The organism is Paraburkholderia sp. EG287B (assembly GCF_040965595.1).
GTDB lineage: Bacteria > Pseudomonadota > Gammaproteobacteria > Burkholderiales > Burkholderiaceae > Paraburkholderia.
In genome coordinates this window covers 455092-475427 of record NZ_JBFRCG010000001.1, presented here as the reverse complement: position 1 = coordinate 475427, position 20336 = coordinate 455092, and the positions used below count along the sequence as shown (strand labels likewise).

At 65.7% G+C, this 20336-nt stretch carries 16 protein-coding genes; 12 read left to right on the top strand and 4 right to left on the bottom strand.

The annotated features are described in order from the left end of the window. Positions 1-130 precede the first annotated feature (130 nt). The 5 genes from AB4Y40_RS02105 (at position 131) to AB4Y40_RS02085 (ending at position 3841) form a co-directional block, all read left to right on the top strand. Positions 131-745, top strand: a complete 615-nt coding sequence (locus tag AB4Y40_RS02105; protein WP_110388677.1) for a glutathione S-transferase family protein — start codon at positions 131-133, stop codon at positions 743-745. A gap of 240 nt (positions 746-985) precedes the next feature. Next, on the top strand, positions 986-1195 hold the full coding sequence (locus AB4Y40_RS02100) for a hypothetical protein (protein ID WP_133181516.1): 210 nt from the start codon (positions 986-988) through the stop codon (positions 1193-1195). A gap of 327 nt (positions 1196-1522) precedes the next feature. Beyond that, on the top strand, positions 1523-2926 hold the full coding sequence (locus AB4Y40_RS02095; RefSeq protein ID WP_368686245.1) for an FAD-containing oxidoreductase: 1404 nt from the start codon (positions 1523-1525) through the stop codon (positions 2924-2926). Between the two features lie 10 nt (positions 2927-2936). Further along, the gene (locus AB4Y40_RS02090) at positions 2937-3311 is read left to right on the top strand and encodes a cupin domain-containing protein (protein WP_368686244.1); all 375 of its coding nucleotides are present in this window, start codon (positions 2937-2939) and stop codon (positions 3309-3311) included. A 41-nt stretch (positions 3312-3352) separates the two neighbouring features. Beyond that, complete coding sequence (locus AB4Y40_RS02085) at positions 3353-3841, top strand: metallophosphoesterase family protein (RefSeq protein WP_368686243.1); 489 nt, start codon at positions 3353-3355, stop codon at positions 3839-3841. Positions 3842-3909: 68 nt separating this feature from the next. Here the strand turns inward: AB4Y40_RS02085 and proP are convergent, their stop codons facing one another. The 3 genes from proP to argA all read right to left on the bottom strand — a co-directional run bounded on the left by proP (position 3910) and on the right by argA (position 7737). Beyond that, positions 3910-5367, bottom strand: a complete 1458-nt coding sequence (proP, locus tag AB4Y40_RS02080) for a glycine betaine/L-proline transporter ProP (protein ID WP_342923664.1) — start codon at positions 5365-5367, stop codon at positions 3910-3912. Positions 5368-6021: 654 nt separating this feature from the next. Then, positions 6022-6297 carry an oxidative damage protection protein gene (locus AB4Y40_RS02075; RefSeq protein WP_028204208.1) on the bottom strand — a complete coding sequence of 92 codons (276 nt, stop codon included), beginning with the start codon at positions 6295-6297 and terminating at the stop codon, positions 6022-6024. A 42-nt stretch (positions 6298-6339) separates the two neighbouring features. Continuing rightward, positions 6340-7737: an amino-acid N-acetyltransferase gene (gene argA / locus AB4Y40_RS02070; protein ID WP_368686242.1), complete on the bottom strand. Its 1398-nt coding sequence runs from the start codon at positions 7735-7737 to the stop codon at positions 6340-6342. A 23-nt stretch (positions 7738-7760) separates the two neighbouring features. Here argA and hrpA point away from each other — a divergent pair, with 23 nt between their 5' ends. The 5 genes from hrpA to AB4Y40_RS02045 all read left to right on the top strand — a co-directional run bounded on the left by hrpA (position 7761) and on the right by AB4Y40_RS02045 (position 16483). Further along, complete coding sequence (hrpA, locus tag AB4Y40_RS02065) at positions 7761-12374, top strand: ATP-dependent RNA helicase HrpA (protein WP_368686241.1); 4614 nt, start codon at positions 7761-7763, stop codon at positions 12372-12374. Positions 12375-12518: 144 nt separating this feature from the next. Further along, a complete protein-coding gene (locus tag AB4Y40_RS02060; RefSeq protein ID WP_368686240.1) occupies positions 12519-13544 on the top strand; it encodes a beta-propeller fold lactonase family protein in 1026 nt (341 codons plus the stop codon). Positions 13545-13561: 17 nt separating this feature from the next. Beyond that, positions 13562-14620 (top strand): sterol desaturase family protein, encoded by a 1059-nt coding sequence (locus tag AB4Y40_RS02055; protein ID WP_368686239.1) that lies wholly within the window; start codon positions 13562-13564, stop codon positions 14618-14620. 136 nt (positions 14621-14756) lie between these two features. Then, complete coding sequence (locus AB4Y40_RS02050) at positions 14757-15590, top strand: EI24 domain-containing protein (protein WP_368686238.1); 834 nt, start codon at positions 14757-14759, stop codon at positions 15588-15590. A 35-nt stretch (positions 15591-15625) separates the two neighbouring features. Next, positions 15626-16483, top strand: a complete 858-nt coding sequence (locus AB4Y40_RS02045) for a competence/damage-inducible protein A (RefSeq protein ID WP_368686237.1) — start codon at positions 15626-15628, stop codon at positions 16481-16483. Between the two features lie 114 nt (positions 16484-16597). Here the strand turns inward: AB4Y40_RS02045 and AB4Y40_RS02040 are convergent, their stop codons facing one another. Beyond that, on the bottom strand, positions 16598-17062 hold the full coding sequence (locus AB4Y40_RS02040; protein WP_368686236.1) for a rhodanese-like domain-containing protein: 465 nt from the start codon (positions 17060-17062) through the stop codon (positions 16598-16600). A 466-nt stretch (positions 17063-17528) separates the two neighbouring features. Here AB4Y40_RS02040 and glnA point away from each other — a divergent pair, with 466 nt between their 5' ends. Both glnA and glnL read left to right on the top strand, forming a co-directional pair. Further along, entirely contained in the window at positions 17529-18944 is a 1416-nt protein-coding gene (gene glnA, locus AB4Y40_RS02035; protein WP_042264808.1) for a type I glutamate--ammonia ligase, read from the top strand. 231 nt (positions 18945-19175) lie between these two features. Continuing rightward, a complete protein-coding gene (gene glnL, locus AB4Y40_RS02030) occupies positions 19176-20318 on the top strand; it encodes a nitrogen regulation protein NR(II) (protein WP_368686235.1) in 1143 nt (380 codons plus the stop codon). The last annotated feature ends 18 nt before the right edge of the window (positions 20319-20336 follow it).

The following is a 20336-nucleotide window of genomic DNA, read 5'->3' as shown; positions in this document are numbered from 1 at the left end:
ACGGTGTGTTTTTGCACAACGCGCCGCGTCGACATGACGTCGATCCGGGTGGGCTCAACGTGTCTTGAAATGCGATGGGGCTTCCTGCAAGATCGACGTCCGATCCCTTTTTTCTGTGCGAGGTGAACCCATGCAGTTGATCGGCATGATGGACTCCCCCTATGTGCGTCGCGTCGCGATTTCGCTCCATGTGCTTGGGCTCGAGTTCGAGCATCGCAGCATTTCGGTATTTAGGCAGTACGACGAATTTGCCCAGATCAATCCCGTCGTGAAGGCGCCGACCTTCATCGACGACGACGGCACCCAGTTGATCGACTCGACGCTGATCCTCGACTACCTGGACCGCAAAGTGCCCGCCGCGCGGCGGCTGATGCCGGAGGAGACGCAGGAGCGGACTTTCGCGCTGCGCGTGAACGGCTTCGCGCTCGCGGCCATGGAAAAGACGGTGCAGCAGGTCTATGAGCGCCAGCTGCGACCCGCGGAGCGCCAGCACGAGCCGTGGTTCGAGCGCGTGAACGCCCAGATGCATGCCGCCTGGGCTGTGCTCGACCAGCTCGTCGCGGGCCGCGACGGCTGGCTGTGCGCGGGCCGCATCACGCAGGCCGACATCACCGCGGCCGTTGCGTGGCGTTTCAACCAGTACATGCTGCCTGGCTGCGCTGATCCCGCCCGATATCCGGCGATCGCCGCGCTTTCTGCGCGCGCCGAGACGCTGCCGGAATTCGTCGCGACACCCCTCGACTGAAGCGCGTCCGCGCGGCCAGCATTCGTGCAAAGCACCGTGTGGCGCGGCCGCGCGCGATGCCCGGCGGGCACGGCGGGCGCACCGCCGCGCCCTCCGCCTCCGCATCCGGGTCGATTGTTTGCAATTTTCGACAAGTGACTTCGCGGGCGGCCCATTTATCCGCGCACGCTGCATTCCTAGAATGACAACCATCGAATGACCTTGCGTCAGGAGGACGCGGGGCATGCAGCGGGAGCGGTCATGAAATCCTTTATCGAACGACAGTTATATCAGCCAGCATTGGTCCTGCCGATGGTGGACCTGATGCAGTTGATGGTGTCGCACGACTTCAACATGGGGCAAGTCGGACTGATGATGGCGACGCGCGGCGCGCGCGCCGCATTCCTGCGCTCGCGCGAACTTTGGAACGCGGGCCACGGAGAATGTGCGGCCACCGATTGCGTGCACTGATGGCACGCACTGAGTTTCCCCAAAACCTTAACGACTGAATTGCCCATCACACCGAACGCCTGACGCAAGCGCGCCGTGCGTTCGACGATCCCCCTGACGCGCAGCGGCTTCGCCCGTTTGCTGTTGTAGCGTCACCCTGTGAGCCGCCTCGACGTGCGAGGCGGCTCTTTTTTTGCGCGCTCGTTTCCCTCCGCAATACACACCGATGCGTACCCGATTCGCAGCATCACGCTGCGCGCGGTGGCCATTCGTCGCGCGTAAGATGGCGCGATCGGCCGCCTTTCGCGACTCGCGGCTCAACTCGCGTCAACGGCAAAGGAGAGCGGCATGGCACAACGTTTCGATGCGATCGTGATTGGCACGGGGCAGAGCGGCCCGCCTCTCGCGGTGCGGCTCGGCAAGAGCGGCCGCAAGACCGCGGTGATCGAGCGCGCGTCATTCGGTGGGACCTGCGTGAACGTGGGCTGCACGCCGACCAAGGCGTATGTCGCCTGCGCGCGTGCCGCGCACGTCGCGCGCCATGCGGCGGACTTCGGCGTGCAGATCGGCAAGGGCGCGCAGCCGGGCGACGTGCGCGTCGATCTCGCGTTCGTGAAGGCGCGCAAGGAGCGCATCATCGGGGCGTCGCGCGATGGCGTCGAGCAGTGGCTGCGCCATGCGCCGAACGTCAGCGTGTTCAAGGGGCACGCGCGCTTCACGGGCGCGCATGCGGTGCGCGTGGCGGCGCACGACGGCGCGCAGGTCGATCTCGAAGCGCCCGAGATCTTCATCAACACGGGCACGCGCGCGCTGATTCCTGCCATTCCCGGCGTCGAGACGATCCGCTACGAGACCAACTCGACGCTGCTCGCGCTGGAGCAGCTGCCCGAGCATCTGGCGATCTGCGGCGGCAGCTACGTGGCGCTCGAATTTGCGCAGATGTTCCGCCGCTTCGGCAGCCGCGTGACGGTGCTCGTGCGCGGGCAGCGCGTGCTCGCGCGCGAGGACGAGGATTATTCGCGCGCGGTCCAGGACGTGCTCGCGCGCGAAGGCGTGGAATTTCGCTTTGGCGCAGAACCGCGCAGCGTCGCGCCGCTCGATGGCCAGGCGGGCGTACGCATCGCGCTCGACACCGGCCCGCTCGATGTTTCGCATCTGCTCTTTGCGACCGGGCGCCTGCCGAACACGGACGATCTGGGGCTCGACGCCGCGGGTATCGAGCGCGACGCCCACGGGCTCATCGCCGTGGACGGCCAGTTGCGCACGCGCGTCGAGGGCGTCTGGGCGCTCGGCGACGTGAATGGCCGCGGCGCGTTCACGCACACTTCATACGACGACTTTCAGATCGTCGCGGCGAATCTGCTGGACGGGAAGGCGCGCAGCGCCGACACCCGCATTCCCGCCTACGCGGTGTTCGTCGATCCGCCGCTCGCGCGCGTCGGCATGAGCGAGCGCGAGGTGCGCGAGCGCGCCAAACCCGCGCTCATCGCCACCATGCCGATGTCGCGTGTGGGCCGCGCGCGCGAACGCGGCGAGACGGACGGCTTCATGAAGGCGCTGGTGGACCCGCAGACGCAACGGATTCTCGGCGCGGCGATTTTCGGCATCGAGGGCGACGAGGCGATCCATACGTTCATCGACACGATGACGGCCGACGCGCCGTATACGACGCTGCAATACGCGATGCACATCCACCCGACCGTGAGCGAGCTGGTGCCGACCTTGCTCGACGGCTTGAGGCCTCTCAAGTGAGCGCAATTGCATGAACGAACCGGACACGCTTGCATTTGGAAATCTCTTCACGCGCATCGATTGCAACGCCAACGAAGAGCGCTTCGATACGCTCGTTTCTCGCGACGGCGTGCTCATCGAGCGCATCGTCTCCACGGGCCAGGCGAGCCCGCCGGGTTTCTGGTACGACGACGCGCGCGAGGAATGGGTGGCGCTTCTCGCCGGCGCGGCGACGCTGGAATTCGAGGACCCGGCAGAGCCGCCGCGACGCCTGCTGCCCGGCGACTGTGTGCACATTCCGGCGCACTGCCGGCATCGCGTGTCGTGGACCGATCCGACGGTGCCGAGCGTGTGGCTCGCGGTGTATATCGGCGCAGCGCCTGGGGAAGGCGACGGCGAGGCGTGAGCGCGGCGATAATCGGCAGTATTCAACCGAAGCGCAACGTCATGTCCGCGAAACATCCGCTACCTCCGCTACGTATCGCCTTGGTGTCCGACACGCACAGTCTGCTGCGTCCGGAGCTGCTCGCCTTCGTCGAGGGCGCGGACGCCATCGTGCATGCGGGCGACATCTGCGATCAGCGCGTGCTCGACACGCTCGCCGCCATCGCGCCGCTCACCGCCGTGCGCGGCAACAACGATCATGGCGCGTGGGCCGAGGCGTTGCCGGTGCAGACCACCGTCGCGCTGGGTGGGGTCCGGCTTGCCGTGGTCCACGAACTGCCCGACCTGCAGGGGGATCCCGCCGCCGATGGCATTGCCGTGGTCGTGAGCGGCCATTCGCACAAGCCCGCGCTCGAAACGCGCGAGGGCGTGCTGTACGCGAACCCCGGCAGCGCCGGACCGCGCCGCTTCAAACTGCCGATCTCGGCGGCGATGCTGACTGTCGGCCGCGACGGCGCATTGGACGTGGAGCACGTCAAGCTCGTCGAATAGCCCCAAGCGGGCGCACAAGAAAAAAGGCCAGCACGAAGCTGGCCTTTTTGCGTTTCAGTGGTGCCGTATCAGGCACGCACGGCGTTGGCGACGGCGTATTCCTCGTCGAGTTCGCGCGCGAGACGCACGCCGCGCAGTACCGCGTGCGCTTCCGCCTTGGTGCTCACGCTCGGCGCCGAGCCCGGCAGCGGGCGGCGCGCCGTTTCATGCAGCGCCAGCACCGAGACGATGCCGATCACGGCCGCGCCCATCAGGTAGTACGCGGGCATCATGAGGTTCTGCGTGTGCTCGACGAGCCATGCCGCCACGAGCGGCGTGGTCCCGCCGAACAGCGACACCGATACGTTGAAGCCGATGGCGAGCGCGCCATAGCGGATCGCGGTCGGGAACAGCGCCGGCAGCGCCGAGGGCATCACGCCCGTGAAGCACGAGAGCAGCGCGCCGAGAATCAGGAGACCAAAGAACACCGGCACGAGCGCGCCCGTCTGGATCAGCGTGAGCGACGGGATCGACAGCAGGATCAGGCCCACGCAGCCCGCGAGCATCACGGGCTTGCGGCCCACGGCGTCGGACAGGCGGCCGAACGCGAGCGTCATCGGCATCATCAGCACCATCACGATCAGCACGAGGAAGAGGCCGTGCGTCTCGTTGAAGTGCAGCGTCGCCGAGAGGTAGCTCGGCAGGTACGAGAGCGCCATGTAGTCGGTCACGTTGAAGATCAGCACGAGACCCACGCACAGCAGGAACGGGCGCAGATGCTGCGTGAGGAGCGAATGCAGCGTGAGCTTCGGGCGCGTGTGCTCTTCGGCTTCGCGCAGTTCCGCTTCGCGCTTGAACGCGGGCGTTTCCTCGAGCTTCATGCGGATATAGAGACCCACGAGGCCGAGCGGACCCGCGATCATGAACGGCACGCGCCAGCCCCAGTCGAGCAGCTGCTGGTGCGAAAGCACGGCGGTCAGCACGGCAACGGTGCCCGCGCCGAACACATAGCCGATCAGCGTGCCGAACTCGAGGAAGCTGCCCATGAAGCCGCGGCGCTTGTCGGTGGCGAATTCGGCGATGAAGGTCGCCGCGCCGCCGTATTCGCCGCCGGTCGAGAAGCCCTGAACCAGACGCGCGACGAGCAGCAGCGCCGGCGCGGCAATGCCGATCGACTTGTACGAGGGAATCAGGCCGATGGCGAAGGTGCCGCAGGCCATCATGATCATCGTCATCGCGAGCACGCGCTGGCGGCCGATGCGGTCGCCGAGCGGTCCGAACACCATCCCGCCGATCGGGCGCACGAGGAACGCGGCCGCGAACGTGCCGAACGTGGCGATGAGCTGCGCCGAAGGGCTGCTCGACGGGAAGAACACCTGGCCGAGCGTGACGGCGATGTAGCTGTACACGCCGAAGTCGAACCATTCCATGGCATTGCCGAGCGCCATGGCGCCGACGGCGCGTTTGAGGAGGCTTTTATCGACGATCGTGATGTCGTCGAGGGTGAGGTCGGTCTGGGCCGACGCGCCGGAAGTGGAAGCGGTCAAGGTCTGCATCTCCAATGACTGCGACGAACCCACGTGGGCCCGCCACGGTTGCCGGAGAGTACCGTTTCGCGATAGCGGCGACATTTCGCGCACGGCACGCCACGGTGCGTCTGAGGCGAGGGCGGGCCGATGGTGCATCGCACAAGGCGAGCGGCGCACGAAAGCAATGCTGAAGTGTCGCGAAACGACACTCGGACAAATTGTGGTTAACGTTGCGCCTGCGTGGCCGTGGATGGGGGGCAGGTCGCATGAGGACGCTGGACCGGCACGAGGTGCCTGGGTTACCTGGTCAAAGCGCCGCTGAAACGAAAAAGAAGCCCGCGTGGCGGAGCGTTCCTTTTGTCATATGCGCATTCGGGATACTAGCGTTTTGGGGTGCCGTTCCAAATGCAGTTGATGGCTAATGCCTGTTGAACGAGGCCACATGTTAGCACGATAACGGAAGATCGCGCAAACCCCGGCATCTGCGGGGATTCGGGGCGCGGGCTGGAAGCCCCATGGGGCGGGGGATTGCGCCGTTTCGATGGAACCGTTTCCGCGGCCCGGAAAGCCCATGAAGCGCATAAAAAAACCGCGCCGGGGGCGCGGTTTTTGCAGGGCAATCTGCTCTGTTTGTGCGCCTCAGGGACAGATCCCGGCACGCAGCGGAAGGCGTTAGCCTTCGGTCGGCGGCACGTAGCCCGAAGCCTGGTCGGCGCCTTCGCCGAAGAAGAACTTCTCGGTCTGCTTCATCAGGTACTGGCGCGCGCGCGGATCGGCCATGTTTAGGCGGTTTTCGTTGATGAGCATGGTCTGCTGCTTGAGCCACTGCTGCCATGCTTCTTTCGAGACGTTTTCGTAGATGCGCTTGCCGAGCTCGCCCGGCAGCGGCGGAAAGTCGAGGCCTTCGGCTTCCTTGCCGAGCTTCGCGCATTGGATCATACGGGCCATGCTGTGCTTCTCCTGTAGTCGTATGTGTGGGTGGCGGCGCGCTCAGAGCTGTTTCATCAGCACGAGCGATTTGCGCTGCCAGTTATAGAGGCGGCGGCGGTCTTCGGGCAGGTCGTCGACCGTTGCCTTGACGAAGCCGCGCTTCAGGAACCAGTGTTCGGTGCGCGTGGTGAGCACAAAAATGCGCGTGAGGCCGCGTGCCCGTGCACGCTGCTCGATGCGGCGCAAGAGGCGTTCGCCGTCGCCGGAGCCCTGTGCTTCGGGCGAGACCGTGAGGCACGCCATTTCGCCGATGCGCTCCTGCGAGTACGCATAAAGCGCCGCGCAGCCGAACAGCACGCCATCGTGCTCGATCACCGAGAAGTGGTCGATGTCGCGCTCGATTTGGTGACGCCCGCGCCGCACGAGTGTGCCGTCGGATTCGAGCGGCTCGATCAGCGTGAGAATGCCGCCGACGTCGTCAGGCGTGGCTTCGCGCAGGCTTTCCAGATTCTCGTAAGAGATCATGGTGCCCACGCCGTCGTGCAGGAACAGTTCGAGCAGCAAGCCGCCGTCGAGCGCGTAGGGAATGATGTGCGCGCGGCCCACGCCGCCGCGGCAGGCGCGAATGGAGTGCTTCAGGTAGAAGCCCTCGTCGCCGAGCACGGTGCCGCCTTCCTGCAGCTTGTAGGCGTCGTCGAGCGACATTTCACGGATCAGCTCGCCTTCCTCGTCGATCAGGCCCTGCGTTTCCGTGAGGAAAATGATCTTGTCGGCGCGCAGCGCGATGGCCGCCGCCGAGGCGACGTCTTCCATCGACAGATTGAACGCCTCGCCTGTGGGCGAAAAACCGAGCGGCGAGAGCAGCACGAGCTTGCGGCTCGCGAGCGAGTGGCGGATCGAATCGGCGTCGATCTTGCGCACCACGCCCGTATGCTGGAAGTCCACGCCGTCGAGAATGCCGACCGGCCGTGCCGTGACGAAGTTGCCCGACACCACGCTGATGTGCGCGTGCGCCATCGGCGTGTTCGGCAGCCCCTGGCTGATTGCGGCCTCGATGTCGAGACGCACTTCACCGGCCGCTTCCTTCGCCGATTCGAGCGCGCGGGCATTGGTGATGCGCATGCCGTGCGAGAACTCGGACTCGACGCCGTGCAGGCTCATCTGCTCTTCGACCTGCGGGCGCGAACCGTGCACGAGCACGATCTGGATGCCCATGGCCTGCAGCAGCGCGATGTCGGCGACGAGCGCGTTGAGCAGGTTCTGGTGCACGACCTCGCCGCCGAAACCGACGACGAACGTCTTGCCCTGGAACGCGTGGATGTAGGGCGCGACCGATCGCATCCAGTCGACGAACTGCGCGTGCTGCGCCATGATCTGCGAGTCGGAATCCGCAGCGGCGGCGGAGGCCGGCGCGCTGGCGGTGGCGGTGGCGGGGACGAGGTCGGTTTGGGAATTCATGCCCGGGATTATAATGCGCCCCCATGTCGAATGTACCCAAAAGACCTGCCTCGGCGCAGGGCAGCAACACCCCGGCCGGGAAGGAAACGGCGCAGGACGGCGCGAAAGCGAAAAGCGCGTCGCAGAAGTATGGCGACGGGCAAAAGCTCGCGTCGACGGACAAGCTTGCCGCGCTGATGGGCGGCGGCGCGCTGGGCGGCGCGCGCGTGCAGGACAAGCGTGCGGAGCAGACGCAACCGCAACCGCAACCGCAGACGCAGACGCAGACGCAACCACAGCCTCAACCGCAGACGCCGCCGCACGCGGAGCAGCGCCCGGATCAACGCCCTGAGCAGCGAAGCGAAACGAAAGCCGCGCCGCCGTCACAATCGCCATCGCGAGGCGAAACGCGTACGGAGCGTGGCGCCGCGCAGCCGGCCAGGCCGCGCGAGGCGCGCGAAGATCGACGCCCGGTGCAGCGAAACGCGCCGCGAGATCGCTTCAACGAATCGCGCGAGGCGCGCGCCGAGGCGCCGCGCAATCAACCGCCGCGCGCGCAGCAGCCTCCGAAGCAGGCGAAAGTGCAGAACCCGCCGAATCCGCAGCGACCCGCAAAGCCGAAATCCGAACACGCGCCGCGCGCCGGCAACGAAGGCGAGCATGAACGTCCGCCGCGCGCCGAACGCCAGGAGCGTCCGCCGCGTGCGCCACGCACGAACGTCGAGCCGAACAAGGTGCCGCCCATCACGTTCCCCGAAGCGCTGCCGGTCTCCGGCCGCCGCGAAGAAATCGCGCGTGCGATCGCGCAGCATCAGGTCGTGATCGTGAGCGGCGAAACGGGCTCGGGCAAGACCACGCAGTTGCCGAAGATCGCGCTCGCGCTGGGCCGCGGCCTCGGCGCGGGCGGCACGGGTTTGATCGGTCATACGCAGCCGCGCCGGATCGCGGCTTCGGCCACGGCGCGGCGCATCGCCGACGAACTCAATACCCCGTTCGGCGAAGTGGTCGGCTACAAGGTGCGCTTCACCGACAATCTCTCGCCGGGCGCTTCGGTCAAGCTCATGACCGACGGCATTCTGCTCGCGGAGACGCAAACCGATCCCCTGCTCAAGGCCTACGACACGATCATCATCGACGAGGCGCACGAGCGCAGCCTGAACATCGACTTCCTGCTCGGCTATCTGAAGGAGATTCTGCCGCGCCGGCCCGACCTCAAGCTGATCGTGACGTCGGCGACCATCGACGCCGATCGCTTCGCGCGCCACTTCGGCAGCGAGGAGCAGCCCGCGCCCGTGATCGAGGTGAGCGGGCGGCTGTATCCCGTCGAGGTGCGCTATCGCCCGGTGCAGGAAGACAGCCCGGCGGTGAAGGCCGCGCAGGGCACGACCGGCCGTGAAAAAGGCGCGAAGTCGCAACGCGACACCGACCGCGACCTGATGGAAGCCATCGTCGATGCCGTCGACGAACTCTGCCGCGAAGGCTCGGGCGACGTGCTCGTGTTCCTGCCCGGCGAGCGCGAGATTCGCGACGCCGCGCAAGCGCTGCGCAAGCATCATCCGCCGCACACGGAAATCCTGCCGCTGTTCGCGCGGCTGTCCGCGCAGGAGCAGGAGCGCGTCTTCAAGCCGTCGAACGCGCGCCGCATCGTGCTCGCGACCAATGTGGCCGAAACGTCGCTCACGGTGCCGGGTATCCGCTACGTGGTCGATACGGGCCTCGCGCGCGTGAAGCGCTATTCGTATCGCAACAAGGTCGAGCAGTTGCAGATCGAGTCGATTGCGCAGGCGGCGGCGAACCAGCGCGCGGGCCGTTGCGGGCGCGTCGCGGACGGCATCTGCATCCGGCTCTATGAGGAAGCGGATTTCATCGCGCGGCCGCGCTTTTCCGATCCGGAAATCCTGCGCTCGTCGCTCGCCGCCGTGATTCTGCGCATGAAGTCGCTGCATCTCACGGCGATCGAGACGTTCCCGTTCATCGAGCCGCCGCCGGGCCGCGCGATCGCCGACGGCTACCAGCTGCTCAATGAACTCGGCGCCGTGGACGACGACAACGCGCTCACGCCGCTCGGCCGCGAACTCGCGCGCTTGCCGCTCGATCCGCGCGTGGGCCGCATGATTCTCGGCGCACGCGACGAGCAGGCGCTGCGCGAAGTGCTGATCATCGCGAGCGCGCTTTCGGTGCAGGATCCGCGCGACCGGCCGATCGAAGCGCAGGAGCAGGCGGACCAGGCGCATCGCCGTTTTGCCGACGAGCGCTCCGAGTTTCTCCAGTGGCTCAAGATCTGGGCCTGGTTCGAAGAGGCCGTTGCGCACAAGAAGTCCAACCGGCAGCTGCTCGATGCGTGCCGCGCGAATTTCCTGTCCCACTTGCGTCTGCGCGAATGGCGCGACGTGCATTCGCAATTGCTGACGGTGGTGCGCGAGCATGGCTGGCGCATCAACGAAGCGGATGCGACCTACGAGCAGATCCATCACGCGCTGCTCACGGGCCTGCTCGGCAATATCGGCCTGAAGGCCGACGACGAGCCGCATTATCTCGGCGCGCGCGGCATCAAGTTCCATCTGTGGCCGGGCTCGGCACTCGTGAAGAAGGCGGGGCGCTGGGTGGTGGCCGCGGAACTCGTCGAGACGAGCCGCCTCTACGCGCGCTGCATCGCGAAGATCGAACCCGAGTGGCTGGAGAAGGTCGGCGCGCATCTGCTGAAGACGTCGCTCTCCGAGCCGCATTGGGAAAAACGCGCGGCGCAGGTGAGCGCGTTCGAGCGCGGCGTGCTGTATGGCCTGCCGGTCTATCAGCGCCGGCGCGTGGCGTTCGGCAAGCAGGACCCGGCGCGTGCGCGCGAACTCTTCATTCGCGGCGCGCTCGTGGAAGGCGAATTCGACACGAAGCTCGCGTTCTTCGCGCACAACCGCAAGCTGCTCGCCGATATCGAGCAACTGGAACACAAGTCGCGCCGCCAGGACGTGCTGGTCGACGATGAGCTGATCTACGGCTTCTACGATCAGGCGATTCCCGAAGGCATTTACTCGGGCGCGTCGTTCGAGCGCTGGTATCGCGACGAGGTGAGGAAGGGCGGCGAGCCCGAGGACAAGCTGCGTCTGTTGTACCTCTCTCGCGACGACCTGATGCGCCACGAGGCGGCGGGCGTGACGACCGAACTGTTCCCGAAGCGCATGACGATGTCGGGCGTGGCGATGGCGCTCACGTATCACTTCGAGCCGGGCTCGCCGCGCGACGGCGTGACGCTCGCGGTGCCGCTCTACGCGCTCAACCAGGTCGATGCGCGCCGCTGCGAATGGCTCGTGCCGGGCATGCTCAAGGAGAAGGCGCAACTGCTGCTGAAGTCGCTGCCGCAGAAGCTGCGCCGCCACTGCGTGCCGCTGCCCGAATACGCGGCCGGCTTCGCGGAGCGCGTGGGCGGCGAGCGCTTCGGCGCGGGCGGCCTGCTGGACGCGCTGATCGCCGACGTGCGCGAGCAAAAGCAGATCGCCCTGAAGTCAGCCGACTTCAAGCTGGAGACGCTGCCCGCGCACCTCTTCATGAACTTCAAGGTGATCGACGAGCACGGTCGCCAGCTCGCGATGGGCCGCAACCTCGCGCAGCTGCGCGCCGAGCTCGGCGCGCAGGCGCAGCAGCAATTCCAGAAGCTCGCGAGCGCGACGGCGCTCGCGGCGCTGGAAACGCACGCGCAGGGCGGTGAGGCACCGCAGAACGCTCAGATCGGGCGCGATGCGACCGGCAACGCGCCGCAGAAGAGCAATGCGCCGCACACGGCCTCGCCGGGCGACGCCGCGCCTGCCACGGCGCTCTACGAAAACCTCACGACGTGGAATTTCGGCAAGCTGCCCGAGCTGCTGGAAATCCGCCGCGGCGGACAGACGCTGTTCGGCTATCCGGCGCTCGTCGATCGCGGCACGCATTGCGACGTCGAAGTGTTCGATTCGCCGGAGGAGGCTGCGCGCATCCATCGCGCCGGGCTGCGGCGGCTCTTCGCGCTGCAGCTGCGCGAGCCGATCCGCTACCTGGAGAAGAACCTGCCGGGTCTGCGCGAGATGGCGATGCAGTTCATGGCGCGCGCCACGCAGGAGGAGCTGCGCGACCAGCTGGTCGAACTCGCGCTCGATCGCGCCTGCCTGCAAGACCCGCTGCCCGACGACGACGCGAGCTTCCACGCACGCAAGGACGAAGGCCGCGGACGTCTCTCGCTGCTCGCGCAGGAAATCGCGCGTCTGGTGGGGCAGATCCTTGCCGAATATGCGTCGCTGGCGAAGAAGCTCGTGCAGGCCAAGGCCTTCGGCGCGCCAGCCGCGGACATGCAGGCGCAGGTCGACGCGCTCATCAGCAAGCGCTTCATTCTGGAGACGCCCTATGCACAGCTCGTGCATTTCCCGCGCTATCTGAAGGGCGTCGCGCTGCGCATCGACAAGCTGCGCGCCGACCCCGCGCGCGACGCGCGCCAGGCCGCCGAATTCCAGCCGCTCGCGCAGCAGTATCAGCGTGCGCTCTCGCAGCGCGGCGGCGTGTTCGATCCGCGTCTCTCCGAATTCCGCTGGCTGCTCGAAGAGCTGCGCATCTCGCTCTTCGCGCAGGAATTGCGCACGCCGATGCCGGTCTCGGTCAAGCGTCTCCACAAGGTATGGGAATCAATGCAGCGATAAAGCGCATTGCGGGCCATAACAGTGGTTCGAATGGTTCGAAAAAGGGGCGCTTGATTGCCCCCTTGCATATTTCAAGGGCCCTACGTCAACCTTGCGTGCGGGTAGACGTTCTACAATCACGAATCTGCCCGGGAACGATTCTTCATGTCGAACAACAATACTTTTAGCCGCGTCGCCTCCAAGGCCGCAATATTTGCGCTCGCCTGCGCAGCGACGGTTGCCACCTTCGCCTCCACGGCCGCTTACGCGAACAACATCATCGTCCTGAATTCGGGCGAAGCCACGCTGAGCCTCATCGACGACAAGACGCACGAAGTCGTCGGCACCGTGCCCACGGGCAAGGAACCGCATCACCTCTTTCCCACGCCGGACAACACCTCGCTGATCGTCGCGAACTCGGTGTCGAACAACCTCCTGTTCGTCGATCCGAAAACCGGCAAGCCGCAGCGCTGGGTCGAAAACGTCGAAGACCCGTACCAGCTCGGCTTCTCGCCCGACCGCAAGTGGTTCGTGACCACGGGCCTGCGCCTCGACCGCCTCGACATCTACAACTACGCGGGCGGCAGCAACATCACGCTCGCCAAGCGCCTGCCGCTCTCGGCCATGCCGAGCCACCTGGCGTTCACGAACGACAGCCGCACCGTGTTCGTTTCGCTGCAGGTGTCGGGCGAAATCGCTGCGGTCGATTTGCCGACGCAGAAGGTGCTCTGGAAGATGAAGGTCGGCGCCGCGCCGGCTGGCCTGTGGCTCACGCCCGGCGACAAGTACCTGCTGATCGGCATGACGGGCGCCGACTACGTGGCGGTGGTGGACTGGCGCAACCAGAAGATCGTCAAGACGATCCAGGTGGGCAAGGCCGCGCACAACTTCCGCTCGCTCGTCGACGGCCACCACGTGCTGGTGTCGAGCCGCGTGGCGAACGTCATCAGCATCATCGACGAGGACACGCTCGAAAAGACCGGCGAGATCAGCGGCCTGATGCCCGGCCCCGACGACATGGAGTTGACCGCCGACAAGCGCTACCTGTGGGTGACGTTCCGTTTCGCGAAGCACATCGGCCTCATCGACATGCAAACGAGGAAGCTCATCAAGACCATCGCCGTGGGCCGCTCGCCGCATGGCATCTACTTCTACGATCGCGCGCCCGTCACGGCGCCGAACGGGGCTTAAGGCAGCGGGGGGCGCGCATGGATATGGTGGCGTCGCTGCTGGCCGTCGTCGCGCACGCGGGGCAGTCCGTAGTCGCGTCGGCAGACGACCTCGTCTCCTGGCTGCAAACGCTCCTCTACATCGACGTCATTCAGCCGCTGCTCTTCCGCATCGGCATGATGAACGTGGACGAAGACACCTACGACGCGCTGTACTGGGTGATCGTGGGCCTGCTCGAAGTGGGCCTGATGTACGCGCTGCTGCGCCCGCTCGAAGCGCTCGTGCCTGCGGAGAAGTGGCGCGACCGCAAGGGCGTGGGCGTCGATGCGCTCTACACGTGGATCACGCGTCTCGGCATTCTGAACCTGCTGTTCTTCTTCACGATGCAGCCGTTCTTCGACCGTGCGCAGGGCGCGCTGCGGCTCATGGGCGTGAAGACGGTGGACCTCGACAATCTCTGGCCGGGCGTGACCACGCAGCCGCTCGTGGCGTTCGCGATCTACCTCGTGGTGCTCGACTTCTTCAGCTACTGGTATCACCGGCTTTCGCATCGGTACGGCGTCTGGTGGGAGCTGCACGCCGTGCATCACAGCCAGCGCAAGATGTCGCTCTGGTGCGATGACCGCAACCACCTGCTCGACGTGATCGGCCAGTCGTGCATGTTCGCCGCCGTGGCGCTCGTCGTCGGCGTGCCGCCCGCGCAATTCGTGGTGCTCGTCGCGCTCACGAACTTCGTGCAGAGCGTGCAGCATGCCAATATTCGCGTGCATTTCGGCTGGCTCGGCGAGCGGCTGCTGGTGAGCCCGCGCTTTCACCGCCGCCATCACGCCATCGGCTATGGCCACGAAGGCACCCACTATGGCTGCAACTTCGGCGTGCTGTTCCCCTGGTGGGACATGCTGTTCGGCAGCGCGTCGTTCAATCGCGAGATCGAGCCCACGGGCATTCGCGACCAGCTCGAAGGCGTGAGCTATGGCGAGGGCTTCTGGGCGCAGCAGGGTTATGCGTTCGGCCGCATCGCGCGGCGCCTGCGTTCGCGCGCCCACGCCGCCACCGCCGCGCCGGCCGAGGCGCGCGACGACGCCACCGTGACCTGAGCGCCGCCACGGCCCTTGCACTTCCTCGCACCCGTCTTACCCGCCATGCGCGCGGTGGTTTATGCTGTCGGCTTGGTCGCACCGATTTCGCCGACACCGTGTTCTCCACCCGTTCTTTTCGCCGTATTCCGCTCGCATGAATGACCTGTTGCGCTCGTTCGGACGCGCGCTCGCGAGCGTGTTCCATCCCGCCATGCTGCTGCTCACCTTCGTGCCATTTCTCGTGGCGGCGGCGGTGTGGGGCGCCGTGCTTTATGTGTTCTGGCAGCCGCTGCTCGACCTGATGCGCGGCGCGCTCGCGAACTGGTCGTCGACGGCCTACCTCTATCATCTGTTCGACGCGCTCGGTTTCGGCTGGCTGCGCGCGACGATCGCGCCGTTTCTGGTCATCATCCTGACGATTCCGCTCATCGTGATTACGGTGCTGCTGCTGATCGTCGCGATTTCGATGCCGCGCGTGATCGGCCATCTGTCGAAGCGCCAGTATGGGATGCTCGAGATGCGGCACGGCGGCAGTTGGTACGGCAGCCTGTTCTATTCGCTCGTCACCACCCTGGTCTGCCTGATCGTGATGATCGTGACGCTGCCGCTGTGGCTCATTCCGCCGTTCTTCGCGCTGATTCCGCCGCTATTGTGGGGCTGGCTCACGTATCGGGTGATGACCTACGATGCGCTCGCGCTGCACGCAACCGTCGAAGAGCGCCGCACGCTGGTGCGCAGCCACCGGCTGCCGCTGCTCGTGATCGGCGTGGTGAGCGGACTGCTCGGCTCGCTGCCCACGGCCATCTGGGCCGTGTCCGCGTGGCTGCTGCTGTTCTTCCCGGTGCTGGCGGCGGTGACCATCTGGATCTATGCGTTCATTCTGGTGTTCACGGCGCTCTGGTTCGGGCACTACTGCCTGCGGGCGCTGCAGCGCATGCGTGCCCACGATGTGCAGCAGGCGTCCGGCGACGTGACGATCGTGCACTAACGCTCAATCATCAAGACAATCCAACGAGGCGGCCCATGGCATTTGGCGTCATCATCATCGGCGACGAGATTCTCTCGGGGCGCCGCTCCGACAAGCATCTGCCCAAGGTCATCGAACTGCTAGGCGCGCGCGGCCTCTCGCTCGAGTGGGCCCAGTACGTGGGCGACGACCCCGAGCGCATCACCGAGACGCTGCGGCGCTCGTTCGCTTCGGGCGACATCGTGTTCTCGACGGGCGGCATCGGCGCGACGCCGGACGACCACACGCGCCAGTGCGCGGCGGCGGCGCTGGGCGTGCCGCTCGCGTTGCACCCTGACGCCGAGGTGGCGATCCGCGAGCGCATCCGTGACATGCACACGGGCGCCGATCCCGTGAACTACCAGTCGCCCGAGAATCTGCACCGCTTCCAGATGGGCACGTTCCCGCAGGGCTGCGAGATCATCCCGAACGGCTACAACAAGATTCCGGGCTTTTCGATTCGCGATCATTACTTCGTGCCCGGTTTCCCCGTGATGGCCTGGCCGATGATCGAGTGGGTGCTCGACACGAAGTACGCGCATCTGCATCACCAGACGCCGCACGCCGAGAAGTCGCTGCTCGTGTTCGAGCTGCCGGAGTCGACGCTCACGCCGCTCATGGAGCGCATCGAGCGCGATTTTCCGGGCGTGCGGGTGTTCAGCCTGCCGAGCGTGGGCGATACGGAGCGCGGCGGCATTTATGCGCGCCGGCACATCGATCTGGGCGTGAAGGGCGAGCCCGAGGCCGTGGCGGCCGCCTTCGTGAAGCTGCGCGAAGGCGTGCACGAATTGGGCGGCGATGTGGTCGAGCCGACGGCGCCGGGCGACGGGTCGCCCGATCGCGAGCGCCGCAGCGGGCCGCGCGCCGGTTTTTGATTCAGCGAGTGAAGGGGCGCCGCGTGCGGCGGTAGGGCTGGCGGCGCATCATCTGCATGTCACACGCGGCGCTCAGAGTGGCCCGTTGGGTTGGAGCGGGGCGTTTTCAGGGTGTCAGGCGCCGATCCACGGCAGGCCCCGGAAGCACCAGCCGGTGACGGTCTTGCGATGCCCCTGGCCGTCCTTCTCGCCTTCGAAGCCTTCGAGCAGGTCATAGGCCTTCGTGAAGCCGGCCTTGGCGGCCTCGATGGCGGCGAGCTTGGAGCGCGCGGCGCTGCGGCACAGGAACAGCACTGGCGCGTCGGCTTCCACGGCGCTCTTGAGCTGGGTGAGGAACTCGGCGTTGGGCACGCCGCCCGGATAGCGGGTCCATTCGACATGCGAATACTGGCCGTCGCCCACGACGGGACGGCCGACCCAGTCGAGTTCGGCGCGTGTGCGCACGTCGACGAGGCGCGCACGCGGGTCGAGCTGCAGAAGCTCGAATGCCTCTGCGGGCGACACCGCGCCCGCGTAGGGCAGCTGGTTCTCGACGCGGCGTTTCTCGGCCTGGGCGTACAACTGTTCGAGCGTACTCATGACAACGGATCTCCTGTTTCGCGTTGGACCAAAAAACCATTCTAGCGCGTGGGGACGGAGCGGGCAGGACGATCCCGGCACTGTGAAACCGGGCGCAAGCGATGCTCTGCGCGGTACAAAGGGCGGGACGCATTGAAATGGTGCATGCGAGGTGTTTTGCACCATAATGAAGAGAGATTCGCGCGCCAAATTCGGGATTGCACGAATTTGGTGCCGATGAGCCGCCACGCTGGCGGCTCCATAAAAGCGCGGCGCACGATTTTTGACTCCAAGTGTGTGTCGCGAAAGGGATTTGCGCCACGTTGGCGCATGCATGGCACGGAAGCTGCTTTATACGTCTCGATCGATTCGCAGCCGGCCAACCGGGGTCAGCAGGACAGACCCGGGACGGAGGCGGCCGGCGGGGGATCAACAAGATTGGGACGGCGGCAGCGTTCGCCGAAATCGTTAATCAGGAGAATAGGTTATGAGTAAATCCGTGGCCGACGTCATGCAACTCGTCAAGGACGAAGACGTCAAGTTTGTCGACTTCCGCTTCACGGACACGCGCGGCAAGGAGCAGCACGTTTCGGTTCCGCTGTCGGCATTCGACGAAGACAAGTTCGAGTCGGGTCATGCGTTTGACGGTTCGTCGATCGCCGGCTGGAAGGGCATCGAAGCCTCGGACATGCTGCTCGTGCCGGACCCGAACACGGCCTTCATCGACCCGTTCTACGAAGAATCGACGCTAGTGCTGACCTGCGACGTGGTCGAGCCGGCCGACGGCAAGGGCTACGAGCGCGACCCGCGTTCGCTCGCCAAGCGCGCTGAAGCGTACCTGAAGAGCACGGGCCTCGGCGACACCGCCTTCTTCGGTCCGGAGCCGGAATTCTTCATTTTCGATTCGGTCCAGTGGAACACGGATCAGTCGGGCTGCTTCGTGAAGATCGGCTCGGATGAAGCACCGTGGTCGTCGGGCCGCGAAATCGAAGGCGGCAACACGGGTCACCGTCCGGGCACGAAGGGCGGCTACTTCCCGGTCGCGCCGGTCGACACGTTCCAGGACATCCGCTCGGAAATGTGTCTGCTGCTCGAGCAGATCGGCATTCCGGTCGAAGTGCACCACCACGAAGTGGCGGGCCAGGGCCAGAACGAAATCGGCACGAAGTTCTCGACGCTGGTTCAGCGCGCGGACTGGACGCAGCAGCTGAAGTACATCGTCCACAACGTCGCGCACACGTACGGCAAGACGGCGACGTTCATGCCGAAGCCGGTCGTCGGCGACAACGGTTCGGGCATGCACGTTCACCAGTCGATCTGGAAGGACGGCCAGAACCTGTTCGCGGGTAACGGCTACGCCGGCCTGTCGGAATTCGCGCTGTTCTACATCGGCGGCATCATCAAGCACGCTCGCGCGCTGAACGCCATCACGAACCCGGGTACGAACTCGTACAAGCGTCTCGTGCCGCACTTCGAAGCGCCGGTCAAGCTCGCTTACTCGGCACGCAACCGTTCGGCATCGATCCGTATTCCGCACGTGTCGAACCCGAAGGGCCGCCGTATCGAAACGCGCTTCCCGGATCCGCTCGCCAACCCGTACCTGTGCTTCTCGGCACTGATGATGGCAGGTCTGGACGGCGTGCAGAACAAGATCCACCCGGGCGAAGCCGCCGACAAGAACCTGTACGACCTGCCGCCGGAAGAGGATGCAAAGATCCCGACCGTTTGCGCCGGCCTCGACCAGGCTCTCGAAGCGCTCGACAAGGATCGCGAGTTCCTGACGCGCGGTGGCGTGTTCACCGACGGCATGATCGACGCGTACCTCGCGCTGAAGGAAAGCGAACTGCAACGCGTGCGTATGACCACGCACCCGGTCGAATTCGAACTGTACTACTCGCTGTAATTGGCGATGGCGCTTCGCTGCCTGCTACACAGCGAAGCGCCGGTTCAGTGTCTTCGACTCGCAGGACGCGTGCGCGTTGGGTCTCCAAGGGACGGCGGTGCCGTCCCTTTTTCGTTGGGACGCCTTGTCGCTCGTCGACGAGGCGTATCGACCCGCTTGTTGACCAGCGTATTGACCAGAATTAACGACCAGGACCGTTGCTGGCGCGCCGTATGGCGGCCGGCCTGAAACATGGTGCTCAAGAATCTGATCAGGGCAAGAAAGGGCCACGCCGAACCGCTCTCCGACGACGCGCCGCTCGTCGAGTCGGGCCTGTTGCCCGGCTTCGAGGCGCTGCCTACGGTCGTGCTCGTGCTCGACAAGCGCACACTGCGCGTGGCCTTCGCGAATCCTTCGGCGGAGGCGATGCTCGATCTCTCGCGCCGTCAGCTCGCGCAGATGGCGTGGTCCGATCTTTTTTCGAACGCGGACGAACTGCTCTCGACGATCGCGTCGATCGCCGAGCATCGCTTTCACGCGACGCGGCTCGACGCTTCGCTGGAACGCCCCGGACGCGAACCGCTGAACGTGCATGTGGTCGTGGGCTTTCTCGAAAGCACACCCGATTACGTGCTGCTCGAACTCTTCGAGAACGAGCGGCATCTGCGCAGCGACCGCGAGGAGCGCATTCACGACCTCACGGCCGTGAACAAGCATCTGATCCGCAATCTCGCGCACGAGATCAAGAATCCGCTCGGCGGTATTCGCGGCGCGGCGCAGTTGCTCGAATTCGAACTCGGCGCGCTGGAGCGCGACGAGCTGCGCGAGTACACGCAGGTGATCATCAAGGAGTCGGACCGCCTGCAGACGCTCGTCGACCGGCTGCTGGAGCCGCACCGGCATCCGCATATCGTCGGCGACGTGAATATTCACGAAGTGTGCGAGCGCGTGCGCGCCGTGATCCTTGCGGAATTCCCGCGCGGCCTCACCATCGAGCGCGACTACGACGTGAGCGTGCCCGACCTGCGCGGCGACAAGGAGCAGTTGATCCAGGCACTGCTGAACATCGTGCGCAATGCGGCGCAGGCGCTGCGCGAACGCATTTCGCAGGGCGACGCGCGCATTGAATTGCGCACGCGCATCGCGCGCAAGGTCACGATTTCCAAACGCCTGTGCAAGCTGGCATTGGACTTGCATATCACTGACAACGGACCCGGCATTCCCGAGGATATTCGCGACCGCATCTTCTATCCGCTCGTCTCCGGACGCGAGGATGGCAGCGGTCTCGGCCTCACGCTCGCGCAGACGTTCGTCCAGCAGCACGACGGACTCATCGAAGTGGATAGCCGGCCGGGTCACACCGAGTTTCAGATCTTGCTGCCGCTCGATAGTTGAATCCGTTGCATCGATAGC

Coding starts and splice junctions, on each gene's coding strand:
- AB4Y40_RS02105 (WP_110388677.1), top strand. CDS start 131: ATGCAGTTGATCGGCATGATGGACTCCCCCTATGTGCGTCGCGTCGCG.
- AB4Y40_RS02100 (WP_133181516.1), top strand. CDS start 986: ATGAAATCCTTTATCGAACGACAGTTATATCAGCCAGCATTGGTCCTG.
- AB4Y40_RS02095 (WP_368686245.1), top strand. CDS start 1,523: ATGGCACAACGTTTCGATGCGATCGTGATTGGCACGGGGCAGAGCGGC.
- AB4Y40_RS02090 (WP_368686244.1), top strand. CDS start 2,937: ATGAACGAACCGGACACGCTTGCATTTGGAAATCTCTTCACGCGCATC.
- AB4Y40_RS02085 (WP_368686243.1), top strand. CDS start 3,353: ATGTCCGCGAAACATCCGCTACCTCCGCTACGTATCGCCTTGGTGTCC.
- AB4Y40_RS02075 (WP_028204208.1), bottom strand. CDS start 6,297: ATGGCCCGTATGATCCAATGCGCGAAGCTCGGCAAGGAAGCCGAAGGC.
- argA (WP_368686242.1), bottom strand. CDS start 7,737: ATGAATTCCCAAACCGACCTCGTCCCCGCCACCGCCACCGCCAGCGCG.
- hrpA (WP_368686241.1), top strand. CDS start 7,761: ATGTCGAATGTACCCAAAAGACCTGCCTCGGCGCAGGGCAGCAACACC.
- AB4Y40_RS02060 (WP_368686240.1), top strand. CDS start 12,519: ATGTCGAACAACAATACTTTTAGCCGCGTCGCCTCCAAGGCCGCAATA.
- AB4Y40_RS02055 (WP_368686239.1), top strand. CDS start 13,562: ATGGATATGGTGGCGTCGCTGCTGGCCGTCGTCGCGCACGCGGGGCAG.
- AB4Y40_RS02050 (WP_368686238.1), top strand. CDS start 14,757: ATGAATGACCTGTTGCGCTCGTTCGGACGCGCGCTCGCGAGCGTGTTC.
- AB4Y40_RS02045 (WP_368686237.1), top strand. CDS start 15,626: ATGGCATTTGGCGTCATCATCATCGGCGACGAGATTCTCTCGGGGCGC.
- AB4Y40_RS02040 (WP_368686236.1), bottom strand. CDS start 17,062: ATGAGTACGCTCGAACAGTTGTACGCCCAGGCCGAGAAACGCCGCGTC.
- glnA (WP_042264808.1), top strand. CDS start 17,529: ATGAGTAAATCCGTGGCCGACGTCATGCAACTCGTCAAGGACGAAGAC.
- glnL (WP_368686235.1), top strand. CDS start 19,176: ATGGTGCTCAAGAATCTGATCAGGGCAAGAAAGGGCCACGCCGAACCG.